15 protein-coding genes are annotated in these 17,499 nt (G+C 45.7%); 6 read left to right on the top strand and 9 right to left on the bottom strand.

Annotated features, from left to right (window positions below; genetic code table 11):
- Positions 1-5: 5 nt before the first annotated feature.
- The 4 genes from gdhA to DEU30_RS13190 form a co-directional block, all read right to left on the bottom strand.
- Entirely contained in the window at positions 6-1,358 is a 1,353-nt protein-coding gene (gene gdhA / locus DEU30_RS13205; RefSeq protein ID WP_114982449.1) for an NADP-specific glutamate dehydrogenase, read from the bottom strand.
- 127 nt (positions 1,359-1,485) lie between these two features.
- Entirely contained in the window at positions 1,486-4,449 is a 2,964-nt protein-coding gene (locus tag DEU30_RS13200; protein WP_114982450.1) for a TonB-dependent receptor, read from the bottom strand.
- Between the two features lie 130 nt (positions 4,450-4,579).
- Positions 4,580-5,785 (bottom strand): GGDEF domain-containing protein, encoded by a 1,206-nt coding sequence (locus tag DEU30_RS13195; RefSeq protein WP_114982451.1) that lies wholly within the window; start codon positions 5,783-5,785, stop codon positions 4,580-4,582.
- A 2-nt stretch (positions 5,786-5,787) separates the two neighbouring features.
- Positions 5,788-6,231, bottom strand: a complete 444-nt coding sequence (locus tag DEU30_RS13190; protein ID WP_114982459.1) for a YaiI/YqxD family protein — start codon at positions 6,229-6,231, stop codon at positions 5,788-5,790.
- Positions 6,232-6,357: 126 nt separating this feature from the next.
- On the opposite strand from DEU30_RS13190, the gene DEU30_RS13185 reads away from it, so the two are divergent.
- Both DEU30_RS13185 and DEU30_RS13180 read left to right on the top strand, forming a co-directional pair.
- Complete coding sequence (locus DEU30_RS13185) at positions 6,358-6,987, top strand: peroxiredoxin (protein WP_114982452.1); 630 nt, start codon at positions 6,358-6,360, stop codon at positions 6,985-6,987.
- Between the two features lie 128 nt (positions 6,988-7,115).
- Positions 7,116-8,756, top strand: a complete 1,641-nt coding sequence (locus DEU30_RS13180; RefSeq protein WP_114982453.1) for a methyl-accepting chemotaxis protein — start codon at positions 7,116-7,118, stop codon at positions 8,754-8,756.
- On the opposite strand, the gene DEU30_RS13175 is transcribed toward DEU30_RS13180, so the two are convergent.
- The 4 genes from DEU30_RS13175 to hemH are packed head-to-tail and all read right to left on the bottom strand — an operon-like array spanning position 8,753 to position 13,217.
- The gene (locus tag DEU30_RS13175; protein ID WP_114982454.1) at positions 8,753-11,053 is read right to left on the bottom strand and encodes an EAL domain-containing protein; all 2,301 of its coding nucleotides are present in this window, start codon (positions 11,051-11,053) and stop codon (positions 8,753-8,755) included. The two genes, DEU30_RS13180 and DEU30_RS13175, sit on opposite strands and share 4 nt — an antisense overlap.
- Before the next feature lie 27 nt (positions 11,054-11,080).
- Positions 11,081-11,584, bottom strand: coding sequence for a hypothetical protein (locus DEU30_RS13170; protein WP_110013420.1), 504 nt, complete (start codon positions 11,582-11,584; stop codon positions 11,081-11,083).
- A 23-nt stretch (positions 11,585-11,607) separates the two neighbouring features.
- Positions 11,608-12,111: a TIGR02281 family clan AA aspartic protease gene (locus DEU30_RS13165; protein ID WP_011235572.1), complete on the bottom strand. Its 504-nt coding sequence runs from the start codon at positions 12,109-12,111 to the stop codon at positions 11,608-11,610.
- Positions 12,112-12,122: 11 nt separating this feature from the next.
- On the bottom strand, positions 12,123-13,217 hold the full coding sequence (hemH, locus tag DEU30_RS13160; RefSeq protein WP_011235573.1) for a ferrochelatase: 1,095 nt from the start codon (positions 13,215-13,217) through the stop codon (positions 12,123-12,125).
- Positions 13,218-13,489: 272 nt separating this feature from the next.
- On the opposite strand from hemH, the gene DEU30_RS13155 reads away from it, so the two are divergent.
- Both DEU30_RS13155 and DEU30_RS13150 read left to right on the top strand, forming a co-directional pair.
- The gene (locus tag DEU30_RS13155) at positions 13,490-13,936 is read left to right on the top strand and encodes a VTT domain-containing protein (protein WP_227016394.1); all 447 of its coding nucleotides are present in this window, start codon (positions 13,490-13,492) and stop codon (positions 13,934-13,936) included.
- Positions 13,937-13,951: 15 nt separating this feature from the next.
- A complete protein-coding gene (locus DEU30_RS13150) occupies positions 13,952-14,998 on the top strand; it encodes a hemolysin family protein (RefSeq protein WP_114982456.1) in 1,047 nt (348 codons plus the stop codon).
- Here DEU30_RS13150 and DEU30_RS13145 read toward each other — a convergent pair.
- The gene (locus tag DEU30_RS13145; RefSeq protein WP_114982457.1) at positions 14,915-15,673 is read right to left on the bottom strand and encodes a sulfite exporter TauE/SafE family protein; all 759 of its coding nucleotides are present in this window, start codon (positions 15,671-15,673) and stop codon (positions 14,915-14,917) included. The genes DEU30_RS13150 and DEU30_RS13145 overlap by 84 nt on opposite strands.
- 145 nt (positions 15,674-15,818) lie before the next feature.
- Between DEU30_RS13145 and DEU30_RS13140 the strand changes: the two genes are divergently transcribed.
- Positions 15,819-16,742, top strand: a complete 924-nt coding sequence (locus DEU30_RS13140) for a rhodanese-related sulfurtransferase (protein ID WP_114982458.1) — start codon at positions 15,819-15,821, stop codon at positions 16,740-16,742.
- A gap of 145 nt (positions 16,743-16,887) precedes the next feature.
- Entirely contained in the window at positions 16,888-17,364 is a 477-nt protein-coding gene (locus tag DEU30_RS13135; RefSeq protein ID WP_011235578.1) for a Dps family protein, read from the top strand.
- Positions 17,365-17,499 lie beyond the last annotated feature (135 nt).

The raw sequence follows: 17,499 nt of genomic DNA, 5'->3' as shown, positions 1-17,499 counted from the left end.
TAAACTTAAACCACGCCTTGTTCCAGCATGGCGTCGGCGACCTTACGGAACCCGGCAATATTTGCGCCAAGAACTAAGTTATTAGGTTGTCCGAACTCTTCGGCGGTGCTTTTTGCATCCTGGTAAATATTGCTCATAATCTCTTTAAGTTTTTCATCCACTTCTTCAAAGTCCCAGCGCGACATACTGGCGTTTTGCACCATCTCCAGCTGACTTGTGGCAACACCACCGGCATTTGATGCTTTGCCTGGACCGTAGCCAACACCACTTTCAATGAACAGATCGACTGCAGCCTGAGTTGTAGGCATATTAGCCCCTTCCACAATGTACTTGCAGCCGTTTTCGAGAAGTGCCTGAGCATCTTTTTCGGTCAATTCATTTTGAGTCGCACAGGGGAAAGCAATATCGGCTTCGTAACGCCAAACGCAGTGACCTTCTTCGGGGTAATCGTCCTTAGACGTATATTCCGCATCCTCATGAGTTTCAAGGTACTCTTTGAGGCGCCCGCCCCGTTCTTCTTTTATGCGCTTAACCAAGTCGAGAGCAATACCGGAGCCATGGTAAATGGTTCCGCTGGAGTCACTGCAACTTATCGGTTTAGCTCCCAATTCATACAGCTTCTCCATAGCATGAATAGCGACATTACCAGAACCTGAAATCAAACAACGTTTCCCGTCCAGAGAGTCATCCTGGTCATCCATCATGCATTGCGCGAAATAGACAACCCCATATCCTGTCGCTTCTTTTCTAACTTGCGAGCCGCCCCATAATTCGCTTTTTCCGGTTAAAACACCGTCAAAACGGTTGGCCAGACGCTTATATTGACCAAACAGGTAGCCAATTTCCCTTGATCCCACACCGATGTCTCCCGCCGGAACATCCGTATGGGGCCCTATATGACGATACAGTTCACTCATAAACGACTGGCAAAAACGCATAATTTCCGCGTCCGACTTGCCTTTAGGATCGAAGTTGGCGCCACCTTTGCCGCCGCCAATGGGTAAACCGGTCAGCGCATTCTTAAATATTTGCTCAAAGCCAAGAAACTTAACAATGCCGGCATTAACACTTGGGTGAAAACGCAACCCGCCTTTATAAGGCCCCAGCGCCGAGTTAAACTCTATTCTGTAGCCTTTATTCACCTGAATTTTACCATCATCGTCCATCCAGGGGACACGAAACATAATTTGCCGCTCAGGCTCAACCAGACGCTCAATAATAGAGTGTTCCCGATACTTAGGACGCCCTTCCAGCAAGGGTTCTATCGACTCAAGTACATCCTCTACCGCTTGATAGAACTCAACTTGAGCCGGACTGGTTTGCTTTAACTTTTCGATGGTTTCTTTTATGTAGCTCATTGACGTATCCGTTATTGTTAAAGGCATATTCATGCTTATTAATAACGTATTTTAGAAAGTTTAGATCGCCCAAAATAAAAAACCCGGAGGCAAACCTCCGGGTTACAAAACCGTTCCACCAGGGAGACTAGAACGATAAACGTGCACCTAAGTAGAAGCGGCGTGGTTTAACCCAATCGACACTTTCACCAAAGGCGTAAACACCATCACCTGCTACTAGATCCTGTTCACGACGAGTAGCTTGATCATCCAGTGCATTAAATATGTCCAGGAAGAACTCGGCTTTATAACGCTCACCGAAGTCATGGGTATATTTAACACGCAGATCTAAAGTACCGTATGCTGGCGACTCATTTACACCAACAGTTCCCTCAGGGATCCACGTTGTGGTGTAACCACCATACTCATACGCAGGCCCTGGAGTCGGCAAGTGACGACCACCGGCAGAGAAGGTGTTGCTATAAAGCGTACCGGAGTTCCAGTTATACACACCACCAACTTCAATTCCGTTATCAAATTTATAGCTACCAAATAACTTAACCAAATGCTGCATGTTACCTGGTTGATCACCGTATACACCCGGCGCTCGTGGGTCTAACCATGGCACATCGCCCTGATAATCAGCATTACTATCTGAGTTTGAGTTACCTTCTGCTTTGTTGTAAGTCCAAGATGCATTGAAGAACCAGTTCTCAGTGCGGTGTTTAGTAAAGCTTACCTCTAAACCTTGATACTCACGTTTTGCACCCGCCAGTGTTGCAATAACATAGTTTGAGTTAGGCATCGTGTCGTAACCGAAATACGACAGCGGTAACTCAAGATCTGTACCCGCAAGCACATTACTGTATAGATCCAAATCGTAATCTTCTAAGATATTCTTAGTAACACGATCCGTGTAGGTCACCTGAATACTCATATCATCAGCAATATTTGTTGCATAACCGAGCAACAGCTCATCTGTGTAAGGAGTTTCCGTTGTTGGAGCAAAGAATGCATCAGGCTGAGTCTCACCACCGCGTACACGATATGTTAACCACTGGTCTTCGAGGTAAACCTGTTCGTTCAGAACCGGACCGGTCAAGCTACCCGCAAAGTCCGTCATATTTGTACGAATTGGATCGTAATAACGACCTGCAAAAGCCCAAACTTTACTTTCGCCGTCGATGTCATATATAACACTGAAGCGAGGCGCTATTTCCCAGTCAAATTCAGCTACCTTAGTTCCCTTAGTGGAGAAGTGTTCCCATTTTTCAGAACGTATGCCTGCGTTAACAGTCCACTGATCCAGTGTCCAGGTATCCTGAACGAAGAAGGTACTTCCTTCAGTTTCAAGGGTCACTGCACCCGGGTTTGTTTGTAATATCCGATAAGCATTGATATCACTTGTTGGGTTGCCCGTAGTTTGATCAAAAACAACACCCTGCCCTAACTCACTGTCAGAAATGGTTCCGTCGCCATTAGCATCATAACGAGCGTAAAACTGAGCAGAGTTATCACTCTGGTTCATCGCATTTACAATACGGGCGTAGTCTTCCTGAACAAACTCAGTTGCCCCAGTCCAACTTGAATTAACATAATTGTCTAAGTCAACGCTACCAGTTACTGCTCCAATAGAACTGTATTGAGCGCCATCACCTGTAAACCGGCTATCTTGGGCGTTTTCATTTTTAGTTAAGACATAACCCGCCTTAATTTCATGGCTACCAAAATTCAACGTATCAAGGAAATACTCAAGCGTTGCTGAGTATTGATCACGGCCACGAAGATTAGAAGTGTTCGTTCCATAGCCACCTTTGTCCGTATCCGCATTTGTTGGCTCAAACGAGCCACCTGACAGATAGGCCACATCATTTCGTGTTGAATTATCTTTCGCCAAGACCGTTGATTCACTCTCATGACTTGCCGCTTGAACAGTCAGGATAAAGTTATCCCAGTAACGAGAGTATTCTAGCTTATAGTTATCGCCGCCATATTCTCTTGATTGGTCACGATTCATCAAAGTTGAAGGCGAAGATGAACCACTAATCTCACGCGGGTCATTAAACCAACTTGCCACAAAGCGGTCATTCCCCGTTGGTTGCCAGGTTAATTTAAAGAAGCCTAAGTCTGACTCATCGGTAACCGAACGCATGATTTCATCAGTATTAGGGTTTACGACATCATCTTCACGGCTTTTCTTCTGAAATGAACCGAAGAACCAAAGTTCGTCTTGTATTATGGGGCCACCCAGCGTGACAGCAGTATCGTAAGTTGAGAACTTCGCGCCATCAAGGTGTTCATTATCAGCAACTAAACTATCATTCTGAAAATAGTAGTTAACCGAGCCGCTCCATTCGTTACCACCTGACTTGGTGATAACCCGAGTTACCAGGCCTTGTCCACCTGCGTATTCAGCTGGAATACCGCCCGTTAAAATTCTCTGTTCCTGAATGATTTCGGAGTTGATGCTTGAACCAAAAGTACCTGTCTGGTTATCCGTGACATTAATGCCATCCAGATAATACACATTATCAGAAGATGAACCGTATTCTCCCCCAATGTCAGAGTAGTTTACACCAGACTTTGATGACGGATTACCGCTCGGAGATGGTTTAACACCTGGTGCTAATTGCAAATAATCCTGGAAGCTCCGCGCAGTTGGTAGAGACTCTGTCATATCCAGAGTAACGGCTACACCTGTAGTTGAAGAAGTCGTATCAATTGTTGATGCTGCTCGTCCAGTAACCTGAATCGTTTCAATATTCGAACTTTCCGGCGTAAGAACATAACTTAGTTCAAATGTCTGACCCGACGACACTCGAACATCCCCAGATTCGAATGTTGAGTAACCTTCTTCAACAACTTCGACCTGATACTGTCTTGAAGGTTGTAATCCGCCTAATCGAACATAGCCGTCATCATCCGTTTCCGCATTTCTCGAAACCAACGTATCCGGCGCCTTAACAACCACCGATGCATTCGGAATCGGGTTTCCCTGATTATCAGTAATCTGTATACGAAGTGTACCGGTATCCTGAGCGTAAGCGCTAGAGGCAGCAGTTAATGCCGCAGCCACCGATAACGCTGTTAACGTTTTTTTTAGTTTTAACATGATTGTTCTCTCCGTTAACAAACGCCACTATCTAAGTGAACGTACAACTTGTTTTTGTTATAATTTCTTTTTGTTATTGAGGCGAGACCTCACAACCACACTAACTTTCAGTCTCTTTTTTGTCCAGTTGTTATTTTTGATAACAAAAATATATTTTATTACGCCCAGCCTTTTTCGCAGAATAAAGGTTCTCATCAGCACGTTTCAAAATGCTATCCGCGGTATCATCAGGCTCCTTTAACGTCGCGCCTAAACTGATAGTAACTTTTACCGTTTTACTCTGCTCCTTTTTACCTCGCGCTTCTTTGCCTTTTGTCTTACTCTCCGGCCGCGAGGGCTCTCGCAATTTAAGCGGGTAATTAGCTACCTGGCTACGAACGCTTTCCAGCGTACTTTTTAACTTTTCTTCATCGTTGTGGAAAAATACTAAGGTAAATTCCTCTCCGCCATAGCGGTATGCCTTAAACCCGCCGTGTTCTTTTAAGATACTGCCTAACAGCCGCAACACCTGATCACCAACCTCGTGTCCATAGCGGTCATTAAACTTTTTAAAATGATCAACGTCGAGCATGCAAACGGCACTGCGTTTGCGTAAGTGTTGCAACTGACTCATCAACGCACGCCGTTGCGGCAGCCCGGTTAGTTCATCAATGTAAGCCAGCTTCAACATTTGGTCGGCCAGCGCCAGCAATAAGCAAGCACTGGCTGCCAAAGCGGCCCAGGTGGAGGCTTGTTGATACTGCACGGCCAACAAAAAGACCATAAGCGAAAACCAGGCCGCCCAATGACTCCAGGCAAAAGCGGAAGCGCTTTTATAAAGCAAATAAGTTGCCCAGACGCCGCCCATGGCGACCGTCCAAATTAGCAGCCCAATAGCAAACGAACTTTGTTGCCAGTCAGGTAAAGTCAGAACCTCTGCGGGACTCAATAACGCAAGGGTTTGTGCAACTGGAGTCAGCAATAACGATAAAGGCAGTATTGCCAAAGCAACAAATATCAGTATGCCTTTTCCGGTTAGTAGCACTGGCTTTTTCAGGAAGGTCAGAAGCAAGGCACTAACCGATAACCACACAGGAAGTGCCTCGTACAGTTGGGAAACCTCTTTCTGCGCCAGCGGTTGCTGCAAACCGAGCTGAATCGTAGCGTAGATACCACCAACCCAGGCGCACCAATAAAACCATTGCCATTGCCGAAAGAAAGCGGCAACCAAGAACACCAGCCCTAATGCTGCTGAGATAGTTCCGGGAACTGAAAACGAGACAGACGTCAGCCACTCAGGAAAAAAACAAACCATAAGAGCCCAGATAATTGCCGGTAACGCCGCAAAAAAGGTCAAGTTCAACTCCCTGCTAATAAACGGTCTAAATGATCCGCAAAGTTTTTTCGATCCACATTCGACAACGGCGGCGGACCACCAGACTGAATACCGCTACTGCGCATGGTGTCCATAAAATCTCTTATGTTCAGCCGCTGACGAATATTATCGGGAGTGAAGAGCTCCCCCCGGGGGCTTAATGCTTTAGCGCCTTTGTCTATCACTTCTGACGCCAGCGGAATGTCACTGGTTATGATTAAGTCGCCCGCTTCACAACGCCGGACTATTTCATGGTCTGCCACATCAAAACCACTACCTACCTGCACCATATGAATAAATTTAGATTTAGGTGTTTGAATTCGTTGATTAGCCACTAAGTAGAGGTGAAGTTGTTTTCGTTGTGCCGCGCGAAAGAGAATTTCCCGTATTGCCACAGGACAGGCATCGGCATCAATAAATAAAGTCATTGCTAATAGTCCATGCATCTATATTAGAGTAAAAGGTTATAAGCCCAATGCCTTGTAATGTGTTCAGTACGCTATCATTTAATGATACCAGCAAAGCTTATCAATAATTGCTTCAGGAGGCACTCTATGACATTACGTATTGGCGATACTGCACCGAATTTTACCATTGATACCACACAGGGTTCGATAGAATTCCACGACTGGGCGAAAGGCTCGTGGGTATTTTTCTTCAGCCACCCGGCAGACTATACACCGGTTTGCACAACGGAAATGGGGCGTACAGCGCAACTAGCACCAGAGTTTGAAAAGCGTAACGTGAAACCTCTTGGGTTATCTACTGACACCGTAGAGGCTCATAAAGGCTGGATCAACGATGTGAATGACACTCAAAACACAACATTGGAATTTCCTATTGTTGCAGATAAAGAGTTAAAAGTCGCGCAGCTTTACGACATGATCCATCCAAACGAAAGCGCCACAGCAACAGTGCGTTCGGTTTTCATTATCGATCCGAATCAAAAAGTTCGCTTAATCATGACGTACCCAATGACTGTCGGCCGCAACTTCAATGAGATTTTACGCGTTATTGATGCTCTGCAAACAACGGATAGCAATGAAGTCGCCTGTCCGGCAGACTGGCAACCCGGTGACTCTGTCATTATTCGCCCAACGGTCACTGATGAAGACGCAAAAGAGAAGTTTCCGCAAGGTTGGAAAACCTTACGTCCATATTTGCGACTGACCGATATTAAGTAATATAAAATGTGAGTATGCTGAGTGTAATATGACGCTCAGCATTTACTGTTGACCGGCTAAAGTAAGCCTGCTTAGCTTCCGATAATGGATAATACGACATCGGTCGCGAGCTATCTAGAGGCACAATTATGAGCTGGTTTAACAACCTTACATTTCGGTACAAGTTAATACTTCCTATTGCACTGTTGGCTTTAGTGCTTATTGGTATTGCTACCGTCAGTACCGTGAATTTTAAATCCGTTGCTAACAGCGTTGATGAAATAGCCAGTGAACACTTACCCGGCCTTAATTTCTTATTGCAAGCGGATCGCGACCTACATCAGGCTCTGGTAGCAGAAAGAACCTTACTTTCAGTTCCACCAGGTTCGTCAAAAAAACAAGCACTTGTCGACACAGTCAATGAGAACCTACAGCAAGCCTCTCAACGGGTGGACCGATTTTTAGCTATCACTTCAAGTGCCGAAGAACGTCAAATGGTTGCTGATTACAAGCGAAAAAATGAGACCTGGGTCGCAACCACTAAGCGAGTAATAGAGCTTCATGGTCAAAACAGGGTTGAAGAAGCCATTAGTTTAAGTGAGCAGCAAAGCGGCCCTCAGTTCGAGACCATGCGGGACGTTCTTGACCAGCTAGAGCAACGCAAAGAAGAAGCAGCACTCAGTCAGTCTGACATTATTGACGAAGTCATCAGTCAAAGTAACTGGACAGAGATGGTTGTCCTGACCATAGGTTTAGCTATCTGCGTATTGCTGGCATTATTCTTTCCACCATTAATTACCAGGCCATTGAACTTAATGCTTGAGCGTTTTGAAGATATGGCCAAAGGCGAAGGAGATTTAACCGCACGCGTTAATCTGGACAGAACAGATGAACTGGGTCGAGTAGCCGATGCATTTAATGCTTTTGTCGAAAAGCTTCAGCGCATTATTACCAAAATTAATGAAATGACCGAACAACTGGCAACATCGTCAGAAGAGCTTTCCAGCATTTCAGAAGAGTCTAACGAAAGCATCAGGAAGCAACACGAAGCGGTTGAGCAGGTGGCAACGGCTATCCATGAAATGTCGACCACAGTGGACGAAATAGCCAAAAGTGCTAATGACGCAGCGACTTCTGCGAAAACAGCTGACGATCATACCAAGCAAGGTCGCGATGTCGTTAAGTCGACAGTTGATGCGATTCAGAGTTTAGCTAACCACGTGAATCAAACATCTCAAACTATTTCTAAGGTAGCGGAAGATAGCGACAACATAGGTAAGGTACTGGACGTTATTGGTAGCATAGCTGAACAAACAAACTTGCTTGCGTTAAACGCGGCTATTGAATCTGCGCGTGCAGGGGAACATGGAAGGGGCTTCTCTGTTGTTGCTGACGAGGTCAGAACCTTAGCCAGCCGCACACAAAAATCAACCCAGGAGATTCAGGAAATGATTGAGCGTTTACAAACAGCAACTCATGAAGCTGTCCGCTCAATGAACACCGGTAAGGAAGAGGCGGATCACACAGTGGAAAGAGCAAGAAATGCTGATGAGTCACTCCAGGCAATAACCTCGGCGGTAGCAGAAATTAATGATATGAACAGTCATATTGCCAGCGCGGCTGATGAGCAAAGCTCAGTTACAGAGGAAATTAATCAGAACATTAATACTATTAGTAGTATTTCAGATCAGTCCGCGCAAAGTTCGGCGCAGGTAAAAGAGTCCAGTGAAAATTTGGCGGAGCTATCTGCCAACCTGCAACAGGAGCTCCGTCAGTTCCGAATCCGCTAACGTTCGTTTTCGAAAGATTGCTGGCGTTCTGCCCATTTGAGCAGTTCTCCCAGCGGCTTCGGCTTACTGAATAAGAACCCTTGCATAAAGTGGCAACCATGCTCCACTAAATAAGCACATTCTTCTTCTTTTTCTACACCTTCAGCAACGGTTTCGATACCTATGCCTGCAACCATGCTCAGAATACCGCAGGTAATAGCAGCGTTATGCGAGTTCTCATGAATATTTTCGATAAAGCTGCGATCAATTTTGAGCTTATTTACCGGCAACATATTTAAATAACGTAAGCTGGCAAAGCCACTACCAAAATCGTCAATGGCCACATCCAAACCCAGATCTCGCAATTGCTGCAATAACTCAGCAATACGCTGAGTATCATTAACTAATACATTCTCTGTAATTTCGACGGTGATCTCGCCGGGTTTAATATCAAACTGTTCGAGTATCGCTTTCGTTTTACTGACAAAATCTTCACGATAAAACTGGATAGGCGAAAAGTTCACCGAAACAGATTTTATACCGTACAGCTTAAGCTGCTGCAGATCGCGACAAGCCTGCTTTAGCACCCATTCACTAATTGGAATGATTTGCCCTGTGCGCTCAGCAACAGGAATAAAGTCTGCGGGTGAAACATAACCTTTGGTTGGATGTTGCCAGCGAATGAGCGCTTCGGCTCCGGCAACTTGACCTTTGTCGGTCATAATGGGTTGATAAAATAGCTCAAACTGCTCTTGCGCAAGCGCTTCCTGAATTTTGGTCCGCAATGCCACTTTGTAACCTAAGCCTTCATCAAGGTTTGCGGAATACCAGTAAACAGAGTTACCACCGCGTTTTTTCGCTTCATACATAGCAACATCGGCACGTTGAGTAAGCTCCATCGGGTGTTTAAATTCAATATCATTTGCTGAAACACCAATTGCTGCCGATAAAGAAACCTCGACTTCGCCAATCCGAAAAGGCTGTTCGAATACCGCTAAAACTTCCGCGCATAACGCATTAACTTGCTCAACAGCACTCATATCCTGAATAACGGCGACAAACTCATCGCCACCAAAACGGCAAAGTAAGTTAGGTTCCGAAACAACCTGCTGCAAGCGTTGCGCCGTTTCAATTAAGACCTCGTCTCCAAGGTAGTGTCCCAAGCTGTCATTTATAGGTTTAAAGCCATCTAAATCGATAAAGAGAACGAATATTGCCGCGTCACTCTTGTTTTCCTGCAACTGTTGTAGTCGCTGCTCCATTGCACTGCGGTTTACCAGGTGCGTTAAGCTGTCGTGAGAAGTGAAAAATTCTAACGCTTCTTCTCGCTGAATTCGTTCGGTAATATCTTTAGCTATGCCGTGAACACCGGTAATTTCGCCATCGATAATAATAGGAATATTGGTTATCGCTAAGTCATGAAGCTGACCGGTCTGGTCTTTTACCTTTATCTCGTAGGACTGTGGAATACCGGCTTTAGCCGCTTCAAAATGCTCTGAGGTTCGTTTCTGGTCACTTTCAGGCACTGCCAGCTCATAGTGTTTACCCAGTAAATCCTCTTCTTTAAGCAATAAAAGCTCACAAACTGAACGATTAACACTCGTAAAGTTGCCTTCTAAGTCGAGCATAAACACGGCATCGGGGTTGTGAGTAAAGAGTGAACTTTGACTTTGCTCAAGACGAGCTTGTTTCCTTCTTTGCTCCTCCTGTTCAATGATGAGAGCCACCAGATCACGATTACGGACAATAATTTCAAGTTCAGGTCCTAAAGGCACTCTCGGCTCTGAAAAGTAAATTGCGAAAGTTCCAATAACGTCACTGTCAGAGGTTGCAAAAATAGGGTGGGACCAGCACGCCACTAAACCTTGCTGCTCGAGGAGGGACCGGAACTCATTGAAGCGCTGGTCCTTTCTCATATCAGCAACCAGCACGGGCTCACCGAGTGCTGCCGCTGTACCACAAGCGCCAACACCGTCTGCTACGGCTAAGCCATCTAAGGCGCGGTTATAGGACTTAGGTAGGGAAACAGAAGCGGCGGTTGATAAGGTTTGTGTTTTTTTATCAACCGCCATAATGGAGCACATGGCACCATCAATTTGAGACTCAATAAGCCGACAGATGCCCAACAGGCGGCTTTCAATATCCCGATGCCGGGCTAACGAGTTAAACGCTTCATAATGTGACTGAATTAAGTAATTTGTGCCTTGGTATTTCTTTTCCGCTCTTTTGCGGACCACTACGACAAAAATTGTCGTAGCAATCAGAACAATAGCTATGCCTGTCGCCAACAGGCTGTATTCGGGGAGGCTATCCTGCATTGGCTCGCTGCATATTTACCGCCTATTTTATTTAACCCGCTGCACTCGCATACGGCGATTCGAACCTTCACGGCCAAAGAAAAATGAATTTAATGCGCCGCGTTCAATATAATAGGTATCGTCTTCGTCCCAGGGAAAATAACCACCGCTGTCGGTCTGTTTCCAAATTTGGCCATTACTCAGTTCGATACGCCACTTGTCATAAGGTCCCTGCTCTTTCGCTGCGACTTCAACCTCAATTCGGTCGAGCTGGCCTTCCTCTTTGTCTTTATGCTCCATACCAAAGGTTCGCTCTAAAGAAGAGTTACCACGGCGCTCAGCCTTTGATTTTTGTTTTTCTGCCTGCACTTTTCCTCTGGCTTTTCCTTCTGCTTGCTTCACCTGTCCCTGAGACTGCTTAGCAATATTGTCATAACATACCAGTCGCTCCAGCGAGTCTTCAATCCCTGCACATTGCTGCAATGCCTCTTGTTGTGCATTAACACTGCCCGCCACCAACAATAAGCTTGCCCCTAGTAATGTTTTGTACATACATCATTCCTGTTTTGTTTTATTTAATAACGTAACGTAAGAGTATCGCCTTTTTGCGTTAACTCAAATTCCTTCAAAGCACTCATGCCCAAAAGTATGACATCCCCATCCATTCCGGGAGTGATAGACGCCGCGACATTCGTTAGCTGAATTTCACCCAGTTCTAATCTGTCAATTTCTGTTCTATAAGTTATAACACGTCCGTTCGCGGTTTGAGACATACCTTGCCGGCCTTTTCGTAAACCCAGTTCTGCGGCCAGGTTTTCAGGAACAGCAACCAATGTTGCCCCAGTATCGAGTAAGAATGTCACAGATTGACCATTCACTTTACCCTGAGCCACATAGTGACCCATCCGGTTTTGCTCCAGCAAAACGGTGACTTGTCCGTTATCAACATGGCTTTGCACCTGAGAGTTCGGGTTAAACTGTTGCTGCAACTGGTCTTCAAAAAACCAGACCAACATGACAAGGGCTAGCCCCCAGGCAATAAACATAAAAGGTTTGCCGAAAGAAGTCGTACGCGCCAAGTTAATCTCCTTTAATCATCATAGGGCAAACTTTGCTTTTTTACCTGGTCAGCTCTTTGCTGTCGCTGTTCGGTTACGTCTTCAACTGACCAGCCTTGCAAATTATTTTCAATAAGCTGACTTAACGCATCAATATGCCCGCTTTCGGCATTCAGAGCTGAAATGTACTCGTACCGCTCACCGCCACTTTCCATAAAGTATTCACGGTTTTCTTCCCCAATTTCTTCTACGGTTTCCAAACAGTCAGAAGAAAATCCCGGACAAAAGACCTGAACCGACTTTACTCCTTTACCGGGAAGCGCTTTCATCGTCATATCGGTGTAGGGCTGCAACCATTCTTCGCGGCCAAAACGTGACTGAAAAGTCGTCAGATACTCGTCTTTTCCAAGCCCTAATCGTTCTGCCAGTAAGCGCGATGTTTTGTAGCATTCGCAATGGTAAGGGTCACCATTTTTCAGGTAGCGCAGTGGAATCCCATGGTAGGAAAACAGCAACTTATCAGCCCGTCCATGAGCGTCCCAGTGTTTTTCAATGCGCTGAGCAGCGGCCTCGATAAAAGGTGAAAAATCGTGATAGTGAGTAATAAAACGAAGTTCAGGTAACCAGCGGCGTTTGGTAAAGTCTTTGGCCAGCGCATCAAAGGTTGAGGCCGTGGTCGATGCCGAGTACTGCGGATACAAAGGCAACACCAGCAGTTTGCGAACGCCTTTTTGCATCATCTTCTCAACCACCTCGCTAAGAGCCGGGTTCCCGTAACGCATGGCAAAATCCACAACAATGTTGTCACCCCAGGTTTGCTTCAGTTTTGCCTCAATGGCCGAAGCCTGGTCTTGCGTGTGAAATAACAAGGGAGAGCCACGATCAGTCCAGACAGTTTTATAAGCTTCAGCTGAACGTTTAGGCCGAAAACGCAAAATAACGCCGTTTAAAATCAAAAACCAAAGTAAGCGCGGAACTTCCACCACTCTAGGGTCGGATAAAAACTCTTTTAGATAGGGCTTGAGCGCTTTTTTTGTTGGAGCCTCTGGAGTTCCCAGATTAGTAACCAAGACACCAATTTTGTCCGCCTGCCCATGAGAAAAGCCCGGGCTTCCTTGATATTTCATTTTGAGTTACCTTTTAACAACACGATGTAAGTGCAAATTTTACGTAAGTTTTAACGGCTTCGATCCCTATTTGCAAAAAAATCACGCTACACTGGGCCGATGAATGCTATCGAAAATAATATGTTGACGCGCCAATGACAGAAAACTCGAAGACGCAACAATGGTATCAGAAACTGGCCAGTTCCCCCCATGCGTTGATACTTCTATTTTTTCTGTCTGCCCTGGAGGCAACGATACTTCCCATAGCCTTAGAGTTGGTCCTAGTACCTTACATGGTACTAGAACGCAAACGCATATGGCTGGTTTCGACTGTCGCTTTAGCGGGTTTTTTGGCCGGGGCTATTGTCGGTTACTACATTGGCTTTGCCTTATTTGATACCGCTGGAGAATGGTTCATCAACTACCTGTCCATTCAGGACTACTATAAAGAATTCCAGGACACTCTGAGTGAAGACGGTTTTATTGCTATTTTTCTGGTGGGCGTTACTCCCGTTCCTTTCCAGGTAGCCATGCTGGCCGCAGGTGCTGGTGATTATCCGCTTTGGCTATTTATGCTAGCGGCTGGTGCCGCAAGAGCTTTACGTTATTATGTATTAGCACTTATCGTTTTATGGTTAGGGCCTTATACTGAACGCTTATGGGGTAAATACGCAGGTCTCGTCGGTTGGTCCATTCTCATCGTCGCGGGAACTATGTTATTACTAATGCAGTTTTTGTAAGTATTTAAGGTACCAATGTTCCTACTCATTGTTTTTGCTTTTATCGCCATTGGCGTTTCATTTATTTGTTCAGTTTTAGAAGCCGCTATTTTGTCGGTTACGCCAAGCTATATAGCACAGCTAAAAGAGTCCCGACCTAAAACCCATCAACAATTGCGCAAGCTGAAAGATTCTATCGATAAGCCGCTGGCAGCTATTCTGACGCTTAATACTATAGCTCATACAGCAGGTGCCGCAGGGGTTGGAGCACAAGTTGGGGTCGTCTTTGGTGACGGTTATCTGGGAGTAGCTTCAGCAGTTATGACGCTGCTTATTCTGGTGCTATCAGAAATAATTCCGAAAACCATAGGTGCTAAATTCTGGCGTGGGATAGCTCCTATGCTACCTCCAGTACTAAATTTTTTAATTTTATCGCTTAAGCCGTTTATCTGGCTTTCCGATCAAATCACCAAACGCATTGGCAGCGGAGAAGCGGACATTGACGTTCGCTCCGAAATTAAGGCCATGGCCACTATTGGCCACGAAGAAAAAGCGTTAGATGACGACGAACGTCGGGTCATTCTGAACATTCTCGACTTACATGAAATTCGGGTACGTCAGGTCATGACTCCAAGAACAGTATGTGAATCCATTCGACCAGATTTAAGCATGCCGGAAGTCAGCGAAAGGATTAGAAAGCTGCCTTTTTCCCGATACCCGGTCATTGATACCGACGAGGAGCCACAAGGCATTGTTTTTCGTAGTGATATCCTTGATGCTGAGGAATCAGACTCGCTGAAAGACATTGTACGACCGGTTGAGATCGTCACAGAAACCGTCAGTGTTGAGGCTCTAATGAGCCACCTGCTTAAAGAGCGTCAGCATATGGCTCTGGTTTACGACGAACACGGCAGCTGGCTGGGACTCATCACTCTTGAAGATATTATCGAAACCATACTCGGTACCCCCATCATGGATGAAACCGATAACATAGCCAGTTTACGACGCTACGCTCGTCAACGCTGGGACAAACGGCTCAAGCGCGACCCAAAGCAGGCGCAAAGCAAGCAAGGTAATGATTAAACGGAATAGTTGGTCAAAGCGCTGGTCAGTAATTTTTTTCAGCCAGTGCAGGCCAATCCAGGTACCGGCAAAACCGGTCGCTATCATTGCTAATACCAGCGGTAGCCAGTCCTGAAATACAAACCCGGCCATGCCAAACACCAGCGCTTTAGGCGCGTGTTGCATGGTCATTACTGCGGAGAACGTCGCGACGGTTTGCATTCGCTGACTAAACCGGGCTTTTACAAAAGCGGCAACCAGTGGCCCTGACGCACCAACAAAAAGAGAAGTAAAGCCGGTAACCAAGCCACCACCGACCAGACCAGCACGCCCACGGAAACTCTGTGGCAACTTAGGTCCCCAGGTTAGCCAGATTAAAAATAGTGCGATGGTAATTTGCAGAAAATGTGTCGGAAGCTGAACCAATAATAAACTGCCGATAAAAGTGCCTAACAAACCAAAGGGCACAAACCAGGCAACGGTAGGCCAATGAATGTGTTTCCAGGACAACCCGGTTCGGCCAACATTAGACCCCATTTGCACTAGTCCATGTACCGGAATAACCGCGCTACCGGGTAATACCAGAGCCATGACACCAATCAATACCGCGCCCCCACCGGCGCCGGCCACGGCTGTCAATAACGAGGTTGCGGCCGATAAGAGTACCAGGCCATAGAACAAGGCTTCGTTAATCATGCTTTCTTACTACTCCCTGAGTTCCTAATTTGCGCTGATTGGGATCAAAACGGTATAATCCGCGCGATTTTTACGCGAATTGCTAAAGCAATTTAAATGAAGGCTCCGGATTTACGTTCCGGACCGCTGAAAAAGGTAACATGATATGTATATTTGTGCGGCATTGTATAAATTTGTTGAGCTCAATGACTATAAAGAGCTCCGCGAACCTCTGTATCAAACGCTTATCGCAAACGATGTAAAAGGCACTCTGCTGTTAGCCCGTGAAGGCATTAATGGCACCATTTGCGGAAGCCGAGAAGCCATTGACAACGTTTTGAATTACTTACGTTCCGATGAGCGTTTTGCTGATATTGAACACAAAGAATCCCCCAGTGACGAGCAAGCCTTTTACCGCACTAAGGTAAAACTGAAAAAAGAAATTGTCACCCTGGGCGTTGACTGGGTTGACCCCAAAAGCTCGGTCGGTACTTACGTAGACCCGGAAAAATGGAACGACCTGATAGCCGACCCGGAAGTGCTGGTTATTGATACCCGCAACGAATATGAATACGCCGTAGGAACCTTTGAAGGCGCCATTAACCCAAAGACCGATACCTTCCGTGAGTTTCCGGAGTACGTGAAGCAACATCTGGATCCGGAAAAACATAAGAAAGTTGCGATGTTCTGCACCGGCGGTATCCGCTGCGAAAAGTCGACCGCTTATTTAAAAGAGCAGGGCTTTGATGAGGTTTACCATCTAAAAGGCGGAATTCTTAAATATCTGGAAATGATGCCGGAAGACAATAGTCGCTGGAATGGTGAGTGCTTTGTTTTTGACCAGCGCGTTACTGTTAAACACGGTCTGGAGCAGGGTGAATATGACCAGTGTTATGCATGCCGCATGCCCATTACTGCTGAAGAAATGCAGTCAGAACATTACCAGAAAGGTGTCAGTTGTCCGCATTGCTACGACAAAACCTCGGCAGAGCAAAAAGAGCGATTTGCCGAGCGTGAGCGCCAAATTCAATTAGCTAAAGCCCGCGGCGAAAAACATATCCGCGACGGTAAACTTGAAAGCCTGAGTTGATTTAACTCACAGCACCCCCATACTCCCTATGTAAGCATAAGCTGACAGTTATCGAGTTTAACTGTCAGCGTTATCGATTTTCATCGCTTTCTTTAACCCTATGATTCAACTATGGTTAAAGCATAACGATGATAAAGGAGGGTTTATGAAACAGTTAAGCGTTATTGGTTTAGACCAGAAAAAAGCAGAACAGCTTGGTGACAAGCTCAATGAGCTACTTTCAAATTACCAAGTTTTTTATATGAATGTTCGCGGTTTTCACTGGAACATTAAGGGCGAGCGTTTTTTTGAACTGCACGCTAAATTCGAAGAGACCTACGACGATTTACTGCTTAAAATTGATGAAATTGCAGAGCGTATTTTAACTTTGGGTCAGCGCCCTCAGCATGCTTACTCAACTTACATCAAGAACAGCGAAATTGAAGAAGTTAAAGATGTACACGACGGTCGTGCCTGTGTAGCCAATATTCTGGATAGCTATCAGACCACCATTCGTTTGCAGCGTGAAATTCTTGAAATTTCTGATGAAGCAGGCGATGAAGGAACCAACGCGTTGATGAGTGACTACATCAAAGAGCAGGAAAAAACAGCCTGGATGCTGACGTCTTACATGGGCAATTAATCGCTCCGAGAAGTAACAATAAAAACGCCCCGGTATTCGGGTAATGCCGATCAGTTAAGAAAAATTTTAGCGATCGGTTGACCGATCCGGCAGAGACTTCAAAATCCGTAGTTAGGTTTTCTAACTACGGATTTT

It is taken from the genome of Idiomarina sp. 017G (assembly GCF_004362265.1).
GTDB lineage: Bacteria > Pseudomonadota > Gammaproteobacteria > Enterobacterales > Alteromonadaceae > Idiomarina > Idiomarina loihiensis.
This window is presented reverse-complemented; position numbering and strand designations above follow the sequence as displayed.